General features: G+C 66.6%; 14 protein-coding genes. 9 read left to right on the plus strand and 5 right to left on the minus strand.

Annotated elements, in window-relative coordinates:
• Positions 1 to 67 precede the first annotated feature (67 nt).
• A complete protein-coding gene (locus ACMGFG_RS14405; protein WP_436931021.1) occupies positions 68 to 1,369 on the minus strand; it encodes a DUF7537 family lipoprotein in 1,302 nt (433 codons plus the stop codon).
• A 210-nt stretch (positions 1,370 to 1,579) separates the two neighbouring features.
• Here ACMGFG_RS14405 and ACMGFG_RS14410 point away from each other — a divergent pair, with 210 nt between their 5' ends.
• The 5 genes from ACMGFG_RS14410 (at position 1,580) to ACMGFG_RS14430 (ending at position 7,141) form a co-directional block, all read left to right on the plus strand.
• Positions 1,580 to 1,846: a DUF7518 family protein gene (locus ACMGFG_RS14410; protein WP_135363957.1), complete on the plus strand. Its 267-nt coding sequence runs from the start codon at positions 1,580 to 1,582 to the stop codon at positions 1,844 to 1,846.
• 24 nt (positions 1,847 to 1,870) lie between these two features.
• Positions 1,871 to 5,443 carry a chromosome segregation protein SMC gene (gene smc, locus ACMGFG_RS14415; protein WP_436931022.1) on the plus strand — a complete coding sequence of 1,191 codons (3,573 nt, stop codon included), beginning with the start codon at positions 1,871 to 1,873 and terminating at the stop codon, positions 5,441 to 5,443.
• Positions 5,436 to 6,497, plus strand: a complete 1,062-nt coding sequence (locus tag ACMGFG_RS14420) for a segregation/condensation protein A (RefSeq protein WP_436931023.1) — start codon at positions 5,436 to 5,438, stop codon at positions 6,495 to 6,497. The genes smc and ACMGFG_RS14420 overlap by 8 nt, the downstream gene beginning before the upstream one ends.
• Before the next feature lie 97 nt (positions 6,498 to 6,594).
• Positions 6,595 to 6,888: a hypothetical protein gene (locus ACMGFG_RS14425; protein ID WP_436931024.1), complete on the plus strand. Its 294-nt coding sequence runs from the start codon at positions 6,595 to 6,597 to the stop codon at positions 6,886 to 6,888.
• A 127-nt stretch (positions 6,889 to 7,015) separates the two neighbouring features.
• The gene (locus tag ACMGFG_RS14430; protein WP_436931025.1) at positions 7,016 to 7,141 is read left to right on the plus strand and encodes a hypothetical protein; all 126 of its coding nucleotides are present in this window, start codon (positions 7,016 to 7,018) and stop codon (positions 7,139 to 7,141) included.
• A gap of 148 nt (positions 7,142 to 7,289) precedes the next feature.
• Here the strand turns inward: ACMGFG_RS14430 and ACMGFG_RS14435 are convergent, their stop codons facing one another.
• Positions 7,290 to 8,042, minus strand: a complete 753-nt coding sequence (locus tag ACMGFG_RS14435; RefSeq protein ID WP_436931026.1) for a hypothetical protein — start codon at positions 8,040 to 8,042, stop codon at positions 7,290 to 7,292.
• 32 nt (positions 8,043 to 8,074) lie between these two features.
• Entirely contained in the window at positions 8,075 to 8,380 is a 306-nt protein-coding gene (locus tag ACMGFG_RS14440; RefSeq protein WP_436931027.1) for a hypothetical protein, read from the minus strand.
• A gap of 189 nt (positions 8,381 to 8,569) precedes the next feature.
• Between ACMGFG_RS14440 and ACMGFG_RS14445 the strand changes: the two genes are divergently transcribed.
• Entirely contained in the window at positions 8,570 to 8,959 is a 390-nt protein-coding gene (locus tag ACMGFG_RS14445) for a hypothetical protein (RefSeq protein ID WP_436931028.1), read from the plus strand.
• 21 nt (positions 8,960 to 8,980) lie between these two features.
• On the opposite strand, the gene ACMGFG_RS14450 is transcribed toward ACMGFG_RS14445, so the two are convergent.
• On the minus strand, positions 8,981 to 9,949 hold the full coding sequence (locus ACMGFG_RS14450; protein ID WP_436931029.1) for an AEC family transporter: 969 nt from the start codon (positions 9,947 to 9,949) through the stop codon (positions 8,981 to 8,983).
• Positions 9,950 to 10,207: 258 nt separating this feature from the next.
• On the opposite strand from ACMGFG_RS14450, the gene ACMGFG_RS14455 reads away from it, so the two are divergent.
• From ACMGFG_RS14455 to ppsA, 3 genes are all read left to right on the plus strand, one after another.
• Positions 10,208 to 11,389 carry a tubulin/FtsZ family protein gene (locus ACMGFG_RS14455; protein ID WP_436931030.1) on the plus strand — a complete coding sequence of 394 codons (1,182 nt, stop codon included), beginning with the start codon at positions 10,208 to 10,210 and terminating at the stop codon, positions 11,387 to 11,389.
• Positions 11,390 to 11,939: 550 nt separating this feature from the next.
• Positions 11,940 to 12,857, plus strand: coding sequence for a PhzF family phenazine biosynthesis protein (locus ACMGFG_RS14460; protein ID WP_436931031.1), 918 nt, complete (start codon positions 11,940 to 11,942; stop codon positions 12,855 to 12,857).
• 191 nt (positions 12,858 to 13,048) lie between these two features.
• Positions 13,049 to 15,373 carry a phosphoenolpyruvate synthase gene (gene ppsA, locus ACMGFG_RS14465; RefSeq protein WP_436931032.1) on the plus strand — a complete coding sequence of 775 codons (2,325 nt, stop codon included), beginning with the start codon at positions 13,049 to 13,051 and terminating at the stop codon, positions 15,371 to 15,373.
• 219 nt (positions 15,374 to 15,592) lie between these two features.
• Here ppsA and ACMGFG_RS14470 read toward each other — a convergent pair whose 3' ends face one another.
• A complete protein-coding gene (locus tag ACMGFG_RS14470; RefSeq protein WP_436931033.1) occupies positions 15,593 to 16,255 on the minus strand; it encodes a hypothetical protein in 663 nt (220 codons plus the stop codon).
• Positions 16,256 to 16,284: the final 29 nt, after the last annotated feature.

Here is a 16,284-nt window from a genome sequence, read left to right on the forward strand (position 1 = left end):
CCGCGGTTCGGCGCCGCCCGGCTAAAGGCTAACGACCACGAGTGGGCCCCGACCGCCGGCCCCGCGGTCAGGCCGCGCCGGCGGTCGACTCGCCGTCGATCGCCACCGCCGCCCCGAACTGCAGGTCGCCCTGCCGGCCGGTGACCCCGATCTGGCCGGAGAAGGCCGTCGCGTTCTCCGGCAGCTCCGGCCGCTCGTTCACCGACAGGCGGGGCGTGCGGTCGAACCCCTCGCCCGTCGCGTACACGTAGAGCGTGTCGCCCTCGGAGATCGGCTGGTCGGCCGAGACGTTGCCCAGCGAGGTGAACTGACCGCCGACGGTGAGGTTCGTTCCCGGTTCGATGGTCGGCCCGCCAGTGTGCTCGACGACGAGCAGCCGATTGTCGGCGGCCGTCGCGGCGGTCACCTGCGGCGGCTTCGAGAGCCAGGCCGGCCGGTCGAGCGCGCCCGCCTCGAGGTCCGCGACCGTGTAGGAGACGGCCTGGGTGTAGGGTTCGCCGCCGGCCTGCTCGATCGTGAGCGTGACGTTCAGCGCGCGGACGAGCCCCCCGGACGTGACCTCCGCGCGGGCGTCGACCGCGGTGACCTCCTCGCCGGCGCCGGCGACACCGCCGCCGGGCTGGGCGCGCTGGCTGTCGTCGCGGAGCGAGTCGGCCGTCAGGACGAGCCGCCGCTCGCCGTCGGCGGTCGTCGACCCCGCCGCCTCCCAGTCGGGCGCGCTCACGTACGCCTGCGGGACGATGTAGGCGATCCCCGTCACGAGCTGGGCGCCGAAGCGCGTGCTCGTCGGGCCGTGGCCGTAGGCGATCTCGCCCGACGAGCGGTTGTAGATCCCCGCCGCCTCGGGGCCGTAGTACGTCGAGATATCCGTGGTTGCGGCCGCACCAGCGGCCTCCGTGAGCCGGACGTGCGACGACTCGGTGTCGTTGGCGATCCGGATGGCACCCGTCCCCTCCCGCGAGGAGTTCGCGATCGTCATCCGGAGGTCGACCCCGCCGGCCGTGAGCCCCTCCCGGTTGGCCGCCGCGAGGGCGGTGACGTTGGCGACCTGCCCGCCCTCGACGCCCGGCGGGAGCGACGACATCGACGACACCGGATCCAGGTCGCCGGCCGGCGTCGACTCCGGCGTCGCGGTGGACGCGGGTGTGGGCGTGGCAGTCGGCGCCGTCGTCCCCGCCGCCGTCGCGGTCGGCCACGGCGTCGCCGCCGCGGTCGGCGTGGCTGTCCCCGTCCCCGCAGTCGTCTCGGTCGCAGTCGGCTCCCCGGACGGCTCCCCCGGCGTCGCCGTCGACCCGCCGCCCCCGATGATCGAACACCCGGAGAGCACGACGAGCGCGGCGACCGCCACCGTCAGCAGTTTGCGGTCCATATCGGTGGCTCAGACCGACGCGAAATAAGGATAGCGGAACTGACAGCGACGTTTCGTGTCGAGATTTCGGTCCCGGCCGCGACCGGGCGAGTCCCCCGTTCGTGACGGCCGGCCCGTGGGCGGCGCGGGCGTCCCTGGTAGCCGGTTCCTATCAGGATCGGTGCGAATGTCTGACGTAGGTTTATGACGGGGGAAGCCACTCGTAGTGATATGTGCGGTAACCGAGTCGAGGAGCTCGAATCACGCGTCAAGGAACTCGAGGCGTCCGTCGAGGGGCTGACGGACGAACTCGTCGAGTGCAAGGTCCGGCTGCGCGAGCTGGAGAACGCAGTCGACGAGGACCTCGGGTTCACCCCCGAGGAGTCCGGCGACCCGTCGGAATCTCCAGACGAAGCCGCGGCCGACAGGACTAAAACCGAGGCTACCGACGAAGAGGATAGCACGGAGAGCGGCCCCGGCGACATCATCATCGCCTAGGCCGGCTCTCCACCGCGAGCGACCATGCACATCAAAGAGCTCGTACTCGACAACTTCAAGAGTTTCGGCCGGAAGACTCGCATTCCCTTCTACGAGGATTTCACCACCGTCAGCGGCCCGAACGGCTCCGGTAAGTCCAACATAATCGACGCCGTCCTCTTCGCGCTGGGGCTGGCGCGAACCTCCGGCATCCGCGCCGAGAAACTGACCGACCTGATCTACAACCCCGGCCACGCCGACGACGACGTGGACACGTCCGGCGAACGGGAGGCCAGCGTCGAGGTCATCCTCGACAACGCCGACGGCACCCTCTCCCGGTCGCAGGTCGTCACCGCCGCCGGCACCGAGAACGTCGGCGACGTCGACGAGATCTCCATCCGCCGGCGCGTCAAGGAGACCGACGACAACTACTACTCCTACTACTACATCAACGGCCGCTCGGTCAACCTCTCGGACATCCAGGACCTGCTCGCTCAGGCGGGGGTCACCCCCGAGGGCTACAACGTCGTCATGCAGGGCGACGTGACCGAGATCATCAACATGACTGCCGGCTCGCGTCGCGAGATCATCGACGAGATCGCCGGCGTCGCCGAGTTCGACCAGAAGAAGGAATCCGCCTTCGAGGAACTGGAGGTCGTCGAGGAGCGCATCGAGGAGGCCGAACTCCGCATCGAGGAGAAGGAGACGCGCCTCGACCAGCTCTCCGACGAGCGCGAGACGGCCCTGGAGTACCAGGACCTGCGCGACGAGAAAGGGGAGTACGAGAGCTACCGGAAGGCCGCCGAGCTGGAGGACAAGCGCGAGGAGCTCGCCGCGGCGACCGACGCGGTCGAACAGCTGGAGGACGAACTCGAAGACCTCCAGATGGAACTCGACGAGCGGCAGGGTCGCGTGCTCAGGCTCGAAGACGAGCTCGACGAACTGAACGCCGAGATCGAGCGCAAGGGCGAGGACGAACAGCTCGCCATCAAACGGGAGATGGAGGAGGTCAAAGGCGACATCTCCCGGCTGGAGGACAGGATCGAGTCGGCCGAGGAGACCATCGAGGACGCCGAGAACGAGCGCCGCCAGGCGTTCGTCGAGATCGACCGCAAGCAGGAGACCATCGACGACCTCGAATCGGACATCCGCGAGACCAAAGTATCGAAGTCCTCGCTGAAGGCCGACGTGCAGGAGAAGGAGTCCGAGCTCGAAGAGGTGCAGGCCCGCATCGACGAGGTCGGCGAGGAGTTCGAGGAGGTCAAAGAGGAACTGGAGGAGAAACGCGGACGGCTGGAGGAGCTCAAGTCCGAGCGCAACGACCTCCAGCGCGAGCAGGACCGCCTGCTCGACGAGGCCCGCCGGCGGTCGAACGAGCAGCGGGAGACCGAGTCGGAGATCGAGGAGCTGGAGGAGCGGATCCCCGAGATCGAGGCCGAGATCGACGACCTGGAGGGCGAACTGGAGAAGGCCCGGAAGAACCAGGAGACCATCGCCGAGGTGGTCGCAGACCTCAAGGAGGAGCGCCGCGAGTTACAGGACGAACTCGACGATATCGAGGACGAGCTGACGGCCAAACAGCAGGAGTACGCCGAGTTAGAGGCCAAGGCCGGCCAGGACGGCGATTCCTCGTACGGGCGCGCGGTGACGACCATCCTGAACGCGGACATCGACGGTGTCCACGGCACGGTCGGACAGCTCGGCGGCGTCGACCCCGAGTACGCGGTGGCCTGCGAGACGGCCGCCGGGGGACGGCTGGCCCACGTCGTCGTCGACGACGACGGGATCGGCCAGCAGTGTATCGACTACCTGAAATCGCGGGGCGCGGGGCGGGCGACCTTCCTGCCGATCACGCAGATGCAGAATCGCTCGCTGCCTTCGCTGCCGAGCCACGACGGCGTGGTCGACTTCGCGGCCAACCTCGTCGACTTCGACAGCGAGTACGCCGGCGTCTTCTCGTACGTGCTGGGCGACACGCTCGTCGTCGACGACATGGACACCGCCCGGGACCTGATGGGCGACTTCCGGATGGTCACGCTGGAGGGCGACCTCGTCGAGAAGTCCGGCGCCATGACCGGCGGCTCCTCGAAGGGGACCCGCTACTCGTTCTCCGGCGGCCAGGGCCAGCTCGAACGGATCGCCGCCCAGATCAACGATCTGGAGGACGAACGGCAGTCCGTCCGCGAGGACCTGCGCGACGTGGAGGACCGCCTCGACGACGCTCGGGACAAGGAATCGGACGCCGCCGAGCAGGTCCGGGACATCGAGACCGAGATCGAGCGCCGCGAGACCGAGCGCGAGGAGGTTCGCGAGCAGATCGCCGACCTCGAGGACCGCCTCGAGGAGATCGAGAGCGAGCGCGACGAGGTCTCCGCCGACATGGACGCCATCGAGGCCGACATCGAAGACAAGACCGCCGAGATCGAGGCCCTGGAGGGCGAGATAGAGGAACTGGAGGCCGAGGTCGAGGACTCGGAACTGCCCGACCTGACCAGCCGCGCCGACGAGATCCGCGCCGAGATCGACGAGCTGGAGGACCAGATCGACGACCTGGACGGCGAGCTGAACGAGCTACAGCTGGAGAAGGAGTACGCCGAGGACGCCATCGACGACCTCCAGGAGAAGATCGAGGCCGCCCAGAACCGCAAGGCCGAGAAGCAAGCGGAGATCGAGGAGCTGGAGGACCAGATCGCCGAGAAGGAAGAGACTCTCGCGGAGAAGGAGGAGGCCGTCGCCGAGCTGGAGTCCGAGCTGGCCGACCTCAAGGAGGAGCGCGAGGCGCTGAAAGACGACCTGAAGGAAGCCCGCGCCGAGCGCGACGAGAAGAAAGAGGAGGTCGGCGCGGTCGAGAGCGACCTCGAGGAGCGCCGGGACGAGGCCGAGCGCCTGGAGTGGGAGGTCGACGAGCTCGAATCGGCGGTCGGCGACTACGACCCCGAGGAGATCCCCGACCACGACGAGGTCGAGTCGGAGATCGCCCGCTTGGAGAGCGAGATGGAGGCGCTGGAACCCGTCAACATGCTCGCCATCGAGGAGTACGACCGCGTCGAGGACGAGCTCGACGACCTGACGGACAAGAAGGCGACGCTCGTCGAGGAGGCCGAGGGGATCCGCGACCGGATCGACCGCTACGAGCAGAACAAGAAGGAGACGTTCATGGAGGCGTTCGACGCCATCGACGAGCACTTCCGGGACATCTTCGAGCGGCTCTCGAACGGGACCGGGCACCTCCACCTGGAGAACGAGGAGGACCCCTTCGACGGCGGGCTGACCATGAAGGCCCAGCCGGCCGACAAACCGATCCAGCGGCTGGCGGCGATGTCCGGCGGCGAGAAGTCGCTGACCGCGCTGGCCTTTATTTTCGCCATCCAGCGGCACAACCCCGCGCCGTTCTACGCGCTCGACGAGGTCGACGCCTTCCTCGACGCGAAGAACGCCGACCTCGTCGGGGAGATGGTCGACGAACTCGCCGGCGAGGCGCAGTTCGTCGTCGTCTCCCACCGCTCGGCGATGCTCGAACGCTCCGAGCGGGCCATCGGCGTGACGATGCAGGGCGACAACGTCTCCGCGGTGACGGGCATCGACCTCAGTTCCGAGGGGGTGCCCGCGGATGACTAGCGATGACGCCGAGGGACGTGAGTCGCGCGGCGACGGGGACGAGGACGACATCCCCCTGCACATCGCCGGCCACGAGGACCGCGACCCGCCCGACGAGAGCGGAGCGAACCCGTTCGGCGGGAGCGTCGACGGCGACGATTCGGACGACGCGGGCGACGAGTCCGCTGACGAACTCGTCACCGGCGACCCGTCGGTGGACGGGCAGCCGGACCCGGCGGTGGACGAAGAAGCGGACGCGGCCGCCTCGACTGCCGGGGGCGACGAGGAGGTCGAGCCGGTCGAGGTGCTCGTCAACCTCGCCGAGGAGGGGGAGATCGACCCGTGGGACATCGACATCGTCGCGGTGACGGACAAGTTCCTCGACCGCCTCGACGAGGGCGACCTGCGGACCTCGGGGCGGGCGCTGTTCTACGCGAGCGTCCTCCTGCGCATGAAGAGCGACGCGATGCTGGACGACGGCGACGACGAAGAGGAGGCGGAACCGTGGGAGGAGCCCTGGGAGCAGGGCGGCGAAATGGCCGACGACGGCTTCGAGGGGCCCGATCCCTTCGCCGCGCTGGAGTCGGAGATGGACCGCCGGCTGGAGCGCCGCCGCGCCCGCGGGATGCCACAGACGCTGGACGAGCTCGTCCGGGACCTGCGGGAGGCCGAGCGGGACAACTGGTGGAAGGAGTCCCGCGAGTACGACACCAGCGACTCGCCGGGCGGCTTCGACCGGGGGACCCAGGAGCTGGACTACCGCACCGGGGACGACCTCCGGATGGACGAGGAGCCCAGCGCCGCCGACGTGACCGACACGGCCCACGAGGAGCACGTCGACGAGATCATCGACGACGTACACGACGCGCTGCGCGAGCAGTACGACAAGGGTCGCGAGGAGGTGCTCTACCGCGAAATATCCGAGACCGGCGGCTCGCGCGTGCTCACGTTCCTCGGGTTGCTCTTCCTCGCTCACCGCGGCCACGTCCGGCTCACACAGGACGAGATGTTCGGCGACCTGTGGGTGCAGGACCCCAACGCCGCCACGGGGACCGAGGAAGCGGTCGCCGACTGACGCCGCCCTCGCCTCTTTCAGGCGTTCCATCCCGTTCGGTATTCCATGTGTCGCGCTCGGCATCACACCTATGTACGCGAGAGGCGAACGCGCAGGGGTGAACGTCCCCGACCGCACCGAACACGCCCTCGCCGCCGTCGGTATCGCCCTCTGTGCGCTGACCGCGAGAGTCGGGAGTTCGACCCGGCGGCTGTGTCCCGGGATCGACAGCGCCGTCTACGACGCGGTCGGTGTCGACCCCTGGGGGGCCAGACTCCTCGGCGTCGAGGTCACGTCGCTGACGCTGTCGTGGTACGACGGCTGCAACTGGCGGACCAACTCCCTCGCCCCGCTGGTCCTCGGCTGTTGCTGTCTTCTCGCCGCCGCGCTGGTCTACCGCCGGACCGACTGAGCCGTCCCGACCGGGAGCGGCGGCGAGCCGCCCGAGGTGCCGATACCGACCGGCGACGCCGTCGACCGTCCGCGGCCACCGTCGACGAAACACTTATTCGCTCGTTCGGTGTATGTTAACGTTGATCATGACACCGACGAAACTCCGCGAGCGCCTGAAGGAGGCCGACGGGAAGGTCGACCTCGAGGCCTTCTACGGGGCGCTCCGGTATGTTCGCGACGACGGGCGTGCGCGCACGAGACGCCGGCGCTGAACGAAGCGTATAAAAGAATTACAAAACGGAGTTCTTCGAACGACAGGCGAGTTCGCTCGTCCCGATTTAATCAGATAAGCTCAGCAATTTAAACCCGGAGGAAAACAACCGTCCGAACATTTCACGAGAGACGGATCTCTCAGAATCGTCAAGTCGAAGACGGGAGGTCTTGGTTAACTCCAGCTGAATTCAATCGAATCCCAGTCTGCGTATCCATCGTATGCACCATCGGAGTGGAGATCGATAGATGCATGCGACGCGAAGATTGTCGCAGTGTGAGCACCCGCATAGAGGCCGACACCGTATTTTTACCTGCTTCTAGATTGACGCCCATTTCTACTTCATCACTACCCCTTTTTTGCCGGACATCTTCAAGAGCGGCCTTACCTTCAGCAACCAATTCTCTCTCTAACCAGTCTCCTGCTTCGTAGTCATAGACATATACACCGACTTTCCACGCTCCCGCTCCTGCTGAGCCTTTAACATACGGGATAGTAACTGTCAGCCAGCTAGCAGCATATTCTGTGGAGATAGAGATGTCACAGTGTTTATCTGATGGCGAACCCCCATCTGACTGGACTTCAAAGCTGACCCAGGTTTGTGCATACGCACCGGGTATACCAGCAAATGCAGATTTTGTTTTTATCAGACACTTTGTGCCATTTGTATCAGCTGTTGCACTCCCTCCCAAATAATCTCTGACTGTTCTTGATCGGGAGTCGGTTTCTACGAAGAATTCTTTGTCCGACCCGATGGTAACAGTCTCCCAATCGGAACCTCCAGAAGGCCCCTCAGGATCCATTTGGCTTACAGCCAGCTCTTTGGACTTGTCCGTATTCGCACCCTTATTCGGATGTTCTGGCGGGTTTAGACTACTGAGCTTCTCATCGTCTTTTAGCATTTCGTACTCAGTCCCACGGAACCGTGCTACTGTTATATTCTCAGACTTTTTCTGAGATGGAGTATCCGCCGTGCTCCGGATTCAAAGACTAGTGACTGGCGTATTTTTTCGTCAGTTGGTTTCTTCGTAATAATATCTACAATTTCACCTTGGTTTGAAGCCGTCTCCTCGACTTTTTGAATGAGATCGCGATAATCATCTTTTTCATCCGCCACTGTATTTGATCGGGCCGATTTCGACTCCTGAGCAGAAACAGTTATCGGAAGAGATACTGCGGATGTCGCAATTGCTGATTGGGCCAAAAACGATCTTCGGTTATACCCTTTCTTATCGGACATATATATCATATAGTTATACCAAACCAAATATAACTTACGTTCTACACATCATATGGTTGTTAATTCATTTCCCCATTCACCACAACGTTCCTACATACTAAACATATTAATACCACATGATCTATAAAGGTCACGTTTAAATAGAACGAGAACACAAATTGAAACGTTATGGACCGACATGCGGACAAAATGGCACTCGGCATTGTGTCGGTCACACTCTACGCGCTCGTACTGGGAGCCGTGCTGCCGTTGTACCCAAGTCTCTACCCGAAACTGTTTCTCGCGGGAACGCTAGCGTACGTCGTCCCTGCCGCGGTCGTCTGGGTGGCGTCTCTGGTGGCACGAGAGGAAACTACGGGCGAAGCGGCGAAGACGAGCAGGTTCAGGGATCAGTCGAGACTCGTCAGGGTCTCCACTGTGTTGCTCGTAGTACTGTTCGTCCCGGCAGCAGTCTACGCACCGGCCGATACGACGGACGCTGCAGCCGTCTTCGCCGTGGGCGCCATCGCCTCGCTGATCCTGATTGCCGTGGTTCTACGATTCGATATCGACCAGCGTCTCCAAAGTCGCCTGGCTTGATTCGACCCCGGAGACTGATAACTACCCCACGCCGGACTGCAGCAGCGAGATGAGCACGGTCATCGCGGGGAGGCTGACGAGCGTCGTGACGAGGACGACCGTGCTGGCGAACTCGGAGACGGTGACGCCGTCGACGGGGGTCGAGTCGCCGAACTCGATGAGGAGGATCAGCGGCGTCACCGCCGACGGCGTCGACGCCTCGAGGACGAACACCCGCGCGACGGTCCGGTTCTCCAGTCCGGCGCCGGCGGCGGCGCCCGCGGCGAGGATCCCCACGGCGACGACCGGCGCGACGGCCATCTTCAGGACCGTCGCCGTCCCGACGGTCCGCAGGGTCGCCCCGTAGTCCGTCCGGGCGAGTTCGATCCCGAGGATGATGAGCATCAGCGGGATCGATGCGTTGCCGAGCATGCCGACCGTCTCCATGAGCGTCGACCCCGCGGGCGGGAGGACGCCCAGTTCGCGCCCGGCCAGCGCGGCCGCGACGGCGTAGACCAGCGGCACCGCGAACACCCGTTTCAGTCCCTCGGTCCAGTCGTCGCTGCCCGAGCGGGCGGCGATGTAGACGCCGACGGTGTAGACGAGCACGCCCTGGACCGTCAGGAAGATCACCGCCGTGTCGCGGCCGGTCGGGCCGAACGCGAACGCCGACAGCGGGATCCCGTAGTTGCCGGAGTTCGAGAAGACGCTCACCAGCACCAGCGCCGAGAGGATGGGCTCGCGCACGCCGGCGAGGCGCCCGACCCCCTCCGCGAGGACGGTCATCACGACGGTGAACGCGGTCACGCCGGCGGCGATCCCGGCCAGCGTCGCGCCGCTCAGGTCGGTCGTCGCGACGCTGTGGAACACCAGCGCCGGCGCGAGGACGTAGACGACCGTCGTGTTCAGCGGGTCGACCTCCACGTCCTTCGCCCGGCCGAGGACGTACCCCAGCGCCGCCATCGCGACGACCGGGAGGATCGCCGACCCGAAGATCGAGAGGAGCGACACGCCCGTGGGGTCGACCGCGCGCGCCTCAACGCTTCCGAATCCGGTCGGTCCCGCCGCGGCCTGGGGCTCCACCGGACTCCGCCGAGCGGTCGTCCGCTCTCGTCGAGTGGTTGCCGGATAGTTCCGGGTTCGATCCGTGTACCCTGCGGGTCCGGGCGCCCCCCGGCGGCGCGGCGGCGTCGAGTAAGCCCCGGTTGCGTCCCGCGACGGCCGAGAAGGCGGCTCATAGTTAACGAAACACACGCCCGACGGGCACGCATGAACCTCGCCGTCATCGGCTTCGGCAACGCCGGGGGGAAGGTCGTGGACAAACTGCTCGCCTTCGAGTCGGACACGGGCCGGTCGCTGTGTCGCTTCGCGCTCGCGGTCAACTCCGCGGAGATCGACCTCGCAAAGCTCGACTACGTGCCTCGGGACAACCGCATCCTCATCGGGCAGACCGACCAGCGCGTCAAGGGCCGCGGCGCCGGCGCCGACCCCGAGGTCGGCGCGACCATCGCGCGCCAGGACCACCACGAGATCGAACGCGCCATGGACGGCGTGCCGATCCACGACATCGACGGGTTCCTCGTCGTCGCGGGCCTCGGCGGCGGCACCGGCTCCGGCGGCGCGCCCGTCCTCGCCGAGACCCTGAGCGACCGCTACGCCGAGCCGGTCTACGGCCTGGGCGTGCTCCCCAGCGCCGACGAGGGCGGCCGCCCCGCGTTCAACGCTGCCCGCTCGCTCACGTCGTTCACCGAGGCCACCGAGAACCTCGTCCTGTTCGACAACGATACCTGGCGCCAGCACGGCGACTCCGTGGAGATGGGCTACGAGCGCACCAACGAGGAGATCGCCCGCCGCGTCGTCACCCTGCTCGCCGCCGGGGAGCTCGACGGCTCGCGCATCTCCGAGGCCGCCATGGACTCCTCGGACGTGAAACGCACCCTCGCGACCGGCGGCGTCAGCTCCATCGCCTTCGCCTCCACCGAGGTCGAGTCGACCACGCACGGGGACGGAGGCCTCATCGATCGGTTCACCAACGGCCACGAGGACGCCGACGACGAGAGCGACCTCACGATGAAGGTCCACGGGCTCGTCCGCAAGGCCGTCAGGTCCCGGCTGACGATCCCCGCCGACATCGACTCCGCCGAGCGCTCGCTGATCGTCGTCTCCGGCCCGCCCTCGGAGTTCTCCCAGAAGGGCCTCCGCCGCGCCCGCGAGTGGCTCGAGAGCGAGACCGACAGCGTCGAGGTCCTCGCCGGCGACGACCCACGCGAGGACGCCGACACGCTCTCGGTCGCGGTCCTGCTCTCGAACGTCACCCAGGTCGACCGCATCGACGCCCTCCAGGAGCAGGCCGTCGACGCCAAGTCCAACATCCAGCAGCAGGCCGACACCCGCGAGGACGAGATCGACGACCTCGTCACCGACGACGCCGGCGAACTCGACCCGATCTGAAGTAGTTGAAACTCTTCGAGGAGCGGACTGCAGCACCAGCACCGCGACCGCCGACCACAGGAGTGATCCGTCGACCGCGAACAGCGTGAAAGCCCCCGCTCGCTCCGGTCGAGGGGCTCGCTGCGCTCCTCGGGCTTCGCCCTGCGGTGCTTGCGTCGCCCGTCTTCCCGGCGCGAGCACCGGGAGAGCGCAGCTCTCCCGAGCAATCGGGCGACGAAGTCGCCCGATGACGGCCCCTTTCATTCCCACCCGCACAGACAGATCGACAGGAGAAACGGGTGGGAATGAAAGGGGCGACGCGTTCGACGAACCCCGGTGAAGCAAGTGACGCGAGACCGGAGGTCCCGCTAATCTGAGGCCGTCGCCCTCAGACACCGCAGGGAGTGGAACGACCGAGGAGCGCAGCGAACCGCGGGAGTCGAACGCGTCGGGGCTTTCACGCTGTTTGCGGCGCCAGCAGGAGTGCGGTGCTGCGCGGTCGCGATGCCGACGGCACGAATGCGACCCGTTCACCCGGCATCTTATTGTGCAGGTAGGCAACGGAGTACACATGACCGAGAACCGTCGCGTCCACCTCGTCGACGCGTTCACGACGGAACCGATGGCGGGCAACCCGGCGGGGGTCGTCCCCGAGGCGGACGACCTCGCCGACGACCAGATGGAAGCCATCGCCTCCGAACTCGGCGCGAGCGAGACGGCGTTCGTCCTCCCCTCTGCGGAGGCCGACCGCCGGCTGCGCTACTTCACGCCCGAACGGGAGGTCGACCTCTGCGGGCACGCCACCGTCGCGGCGTTCGCGTCGCTGGCCGAGCGCGGCGAGGTCGCCGACGGCGAGCACACCGTCGAGACCGAGGTGGGGACCCTCGACGTGGAAGTCGAGCCCGACGGCACCGTCTGGCTCACACAGTCGCCGCCCGAGATCCGGGAGGTCGACGTGTCGATCGAGGAGGCCGCCGACGCGCTCGGGCTCGACACCGCGGCCCTGTCGGAGGTCGGCGAAGACCTGCCCATCGCCCGCGCCTCGACCGGCCTCCCCTTCCTCGTCGTCCCGGTGGGGTACTTCGAGCAACTGTCGGCGGTCGACCCCGACCTGGACGCGATCGAGAAACTCTGCAAGATGAACGGCACCGAGGGGCTCTACGCCTTCACCTTCGACACCCTGGAGGGCGAGGCGACCCTGCACGGGCGGGCGTTCGTCCCGCTGGCGGGCATCCCGGAGGACCCCGTCACCGGGACCGCCAGCGGCGCGGTGGGCGCGTACCTGCGCTACCAGGGTGCGCTCGACGCCGACGACCCGCTCGTGTTCGAGCAAGGGCACTTCCTCGACCGCCCGGGCCGGGTGCTGGTCGACACCCGAGAGGGCGAGGAGGGCGTGACCGCGCCGCGGGTCGGCGGCCGGGCGGTCACCACGCTCGACGGCGACCTCGCGATCCCCGAGAGCGACGAGGACGACATCATCGAGGCCTGATCCGCCAGCGGTACGGCGATCCGTCCGGTCCCGACACTCTGTGAGTGGTGACCGTGCGAGAGTGCCACAGGGACTCGGAAGCGAAACAATGTTCGACAGAACGTCGCCGTTACCGCCTCTAGCGCAAGGTTTTTACCGGTATTCGGGCCGGAAAGTTCTTGGGCGTCCTCGGCGACACTGTGGGTACGGTCATGGCATTACTCTGGCTGGACGACATCACGACCGAGGATTTCGACTCGGTCGGAGGTAAAGGCGCATCCCTGGGGGAGCTGACATCGGCGGGGCTGCCGGTCCCACCCGGGTTCGTCGTGACGGCCGAGACGTACCGGTCGTTCATCGAGGAGACCGGCATCGACGAGGAGCTGTTCGAGGCCGTCGATGTCTCCGTCGACGACTCCCAGGCGCTGGCGGAGGCCGCCGAGCGCGCCCAGCAGCTCATCACGGAGACCGAACTGCCCGACTCCATCCGCGAGGAGATCCTCGCGGCCTACGACTCCGTCGAGGACGGCGACGCCTCCGTGGCGGTCCGCTCGTCGGCCACGGCGGAGGACCTGCCCGACGCTTCCTTCGCCGGGCAGCAGGAGACGTTCCTCAACGTCACCCGCTCGGGCCTGCTCGACAGGGTCCGGGACTGCTGGGCCTCCCTGTTCACCCAGCGGGCCATCTACTACCGCCAGGAGCAGGGCTTCTCCCACGACGTGGTCAACATCGCCGTCGTCGTCCAGCTGATGGTCGACGCCGAGAAGAGCGGCGTCATGTTCACGAGCCACCCCACCACGGGCGCCCCGCAGGCGATCATCGAGTCCGCCTGGGGGCTGGGCGAGGCGGTCGTCTCCGGCGCCGTCTCCCCCGACAAGTACGTCCTCGACCGCGAGACGGGCGAGCTGCGCGACGCCACCGTCGCCACCAAGAAGGTCATGCACGTCCGCGACGAGGAGACCGGCGAGACCATCGAGCGGCCGGTCCCCGAGGACAGGCGCGACCAGCAGGTCCTCTCCGAGGACGAACTGGACCGGCTCGTGGGCCTGGGCGACGAGATCGAGTCGTACTACGGCGACCCCCAGGACGTGGAGTGGGCCATCGCCGACGGCGAGCTGTACGTCCTCCAGTCGCGTCCGATCACCACCATCGACGAGGACGCCCAGGAGGTCGAGGGGGCCTCCAACAGCGTCGACGACGTGGCCGGCGTCGCCGACGGCGGCGCGGCCGCGGCCGACTCGGGCGGGAGCAGCGGCGGATCGGAGGGCAACGTCGTCTTCTCCGGCATCGGTGCCAGCCCCGGCCGCGTGTCGGGGCCGGCCCGGATCGTCCGCAAGCTCGACCACCTCGACAAGGTCGAGGAGGGCGACATCATCGTCGCGGAGATGACCACCCCCGACATGGTGCCGGCGATGAAACGCGCGGCCGGCATCGTCACCGACGAGGGCGGTATGACTAGCCACGCCGCCATCGTCTCGCGGGAACTGGGCGTCCCGGCCATCGTCGGCACCGAGCAGGGCTCGGAGACGCTGCACGACGGCCAGGTCGTCACCATCGACGGCGAGAAGGGCACCGTCGAACAGGGCGACGCCACCGGCGGCGAGGAGCGCGAACCCGTCGAGGAGGTCCGCCCCCAGGCGCCCGTCAAGCCGATGACCGCCACGGAGGTCAAGGTCAACGTCTCCATCCCCGACGCGGCCGAGCGGGCCGCCGCGACCGGCGCCGACGGCGTCGGGCTCCTGCGGATGGAGCACATGATCCTCTCGACGAACAAGACGCCCGAGCGATACATCGAGGACCACAGCGCCGACGAGTACGTCGACGAGATCGTCGACGGGGTCCGGGGCGTCGCCGAGGAGTTCTACCCCCGGCCCGTCCGCGTGCGCACGCTCGACGCGCCCACCGACGAGTTCCGCCAGCTCGAGGGCGGCGCCGACGAGCCCGCCGAGCACAACCCGATGCTCGGCTACCGCGGGATCCGCCGCAGCCTCGACCGCCCCGATCTCTTCGCCCACGAACTCGCCGCCTTCCGCCGGCTGTTCGAACTGGGCTACGACAACGTCGAGATCATGTTCCCCCTCGTCAACGACGCCGAGGACGTGCTGCGCGCCCGCCGGCTCATGGAACAGGAGGGCATCGACCCCGACAAGCAGGACTGGGGCGTGATGATCGAGACGCCCGCCGCGGCGCTGGGCGTCGAGGCGATGGCCGACGCCGGCATCGACTTCGTCTCGTTCGGCACGAACGACCTCACCCAGTACACGCTGGCGGTCGACCGCAACAACGGACGGGTCGCCGACCGGTTCGACGAACTCCACCCCTCCGTGCTCAAGCTCATCAGCGAGACCATCGAGACCTGCCGCGAGGAAGGCGTCGCCACGAGCATCTGCGGCCAGGCCGCCTCGAAGCCCGAGATGGTCGACCACCTCGTCAACGAGGGGGTCACCTCCATCTCCGCGAACATCGACGCCGTCCGCGACGTGCAACACGAGGTCAAGCGCGTCGAGCAGAAGCTGCTGCTCGACGACGTGCGCTGAGCAGAGACCGCTCCGAGTCCGTCGGTCGTTTCCCCCGGCATCGACGTTCCGGAACTACTCGTCGAACCGACGGGCAGCGGATCCTCGACGCGAGAAAGAAGAGCTACGACTGGTCGGAATCGTCCGATTTCGCTAGCGACCGGACGAAATCCGAGATGAACTTGGGTCCCCGACGGACACGTTGTTCTTCGACCTCTCGGCCAGTCTTCGGAGACTCGCTCATACCCGTACGTACTGTGGTCCAACATAAAAAGTTGATCCAGTCGCCCGTACGCTTCGGTTTCCGACCTCGACGAGCGGATCCATCGGTGGTCGCCCGGTCACACCGAGGAGGATGCCGGCAACCAGAAGCACGATACCCAGAGCGAGCGTCAGCTGCGTGTAGAACAGCGCCCGAGCGTCACCGTCGGCCATCTGACTCGCGTCGGCGAGCCAGGACTCGTACTCTCTGATCATCCACTCGTTCCACTCGCGTTCGCTCCAGGACGACGCCCGGAACTCCCTGAGATAGTCCGCGCTGACCCCGGTCGGATAGTTCGAACCGATGTTTGTGACAAGTGCGAGGAGTGCCGAACCGAGGATCGACACGAACCCGAGTATCGAAACGACGTTGCCCAGTCGAAGCGTGGCCGGGACGGACGTAACCGCAGTCAGTACCAATCCGATGATGATAAGATCGATTCTGAGCGTCGACATCGCGGTTTCGTCGATGTCGCGGATCGTGTGAATCGTCTGATCGAGCGACTGCCGTGCATCGGTTCGTGCAACGTTCAACGCGTCCTCCTCGGAATTCCACGCCGGGAAACTGTTCTCGTTCCACTCGCCTCTGGACTCAGAGTGTTCCTCCGCCTCCTCGGAACCGAGTAGCCCGCGCAAACCCATAGAGTCGCTCCGGGATGTGGCCCGTTCGC

The organism is Halosimplex halobium (genome assembly GCF_051414055.1).
GTDB classification, from domain to species: Archaea; Halobacteriota; Halobacteria; order Halobacteriales; family Haloarculaceae; genus Halosimplex; species Halosimplex halobium.

Coding starts and splice junctions, on each gene's coding strand:
- ACMGFG_RS14405 (WP_436931021.1), bottom strand. CDS start 1,369: ATGGACCGCAAACTGCTGACGGTGGCGGTCGCCGCGCTCGTCGTGCTC.
- ACMGFG_RS14410 (WP_135363957.1), top strand. CDS start 1,580: ATGTGCGGTAACCGAGTCGAGGAGCTCGAATCACGCGTCAAGGAACTC.
- smc (WP_436931022.1), top strand. CDS start 1,871: ATGCACATCAAAGAGCTCGTACTCGACAACTTCAAGAGTTTCGGCCGG.
- ACMGFG_RS14420 (WP_436931023.1), top strand. CDS start 5,436: ATGACTAGCGATGACGCCGAGGGACGTGAGTCGCGCGGCGACGGGGAC.
- ACMGFG_RS14430 (WP_436931025.1), top strand. CDS start 7,016: ATGACACCGACGAAACTCCGCGAGCGCCTGAAGGAGGCCGACGGGAAG.
- ACMGFG_RS14435 (WP_436931026.1), bottom strand. CDS start 8,042: ATGCTAAAAGACGATGAGAAGCTCAGTAGTCTAAACCCGCCAGAACAT.
- ACMGFG_RS14440 (WP_436931027.1), bottom strand. CDS start 8,380: ATGTCCGATAAGAAAGGGTATAACCGAAGATCGTTTTTGGCCCAATCA.
- ACMGFG_RS14445 (WP_436931028.1), top strand. CDS start 8,570: ATGGCACTCGGCATTGTGTCGGTCACACTCTACGCGCTCGTACTGGGA.
- ACMGFG_RS14455 (WP_436931030.1), top strand. CDS start 10,208: ATGAACCTCGCCGTCATCGGCTTCGGCAACGCCGGGGGGAAGGTCGTG.
- ACMGFG_RS14460 (WP_436931031.1), top strand. CDS start 11,940: ATGACCGAGAACCGTCGCGTCCACCTCGTCGACGCGTTCACGACGGAA.
- ppsA (WP_436931032.1), top strand. CDS start 13,049: ATGGCATTACTCTGGCTGGACGACATCACGACCGAGGATTTCGACTCG.
- ACMGFG_RS14470 (WP_436931033.1), bottom strand. CDS start 16,255: ATGGGTTTGCGCGGGCTACTCGGTTCCGAGGAGGCGGAGGAACACTCT.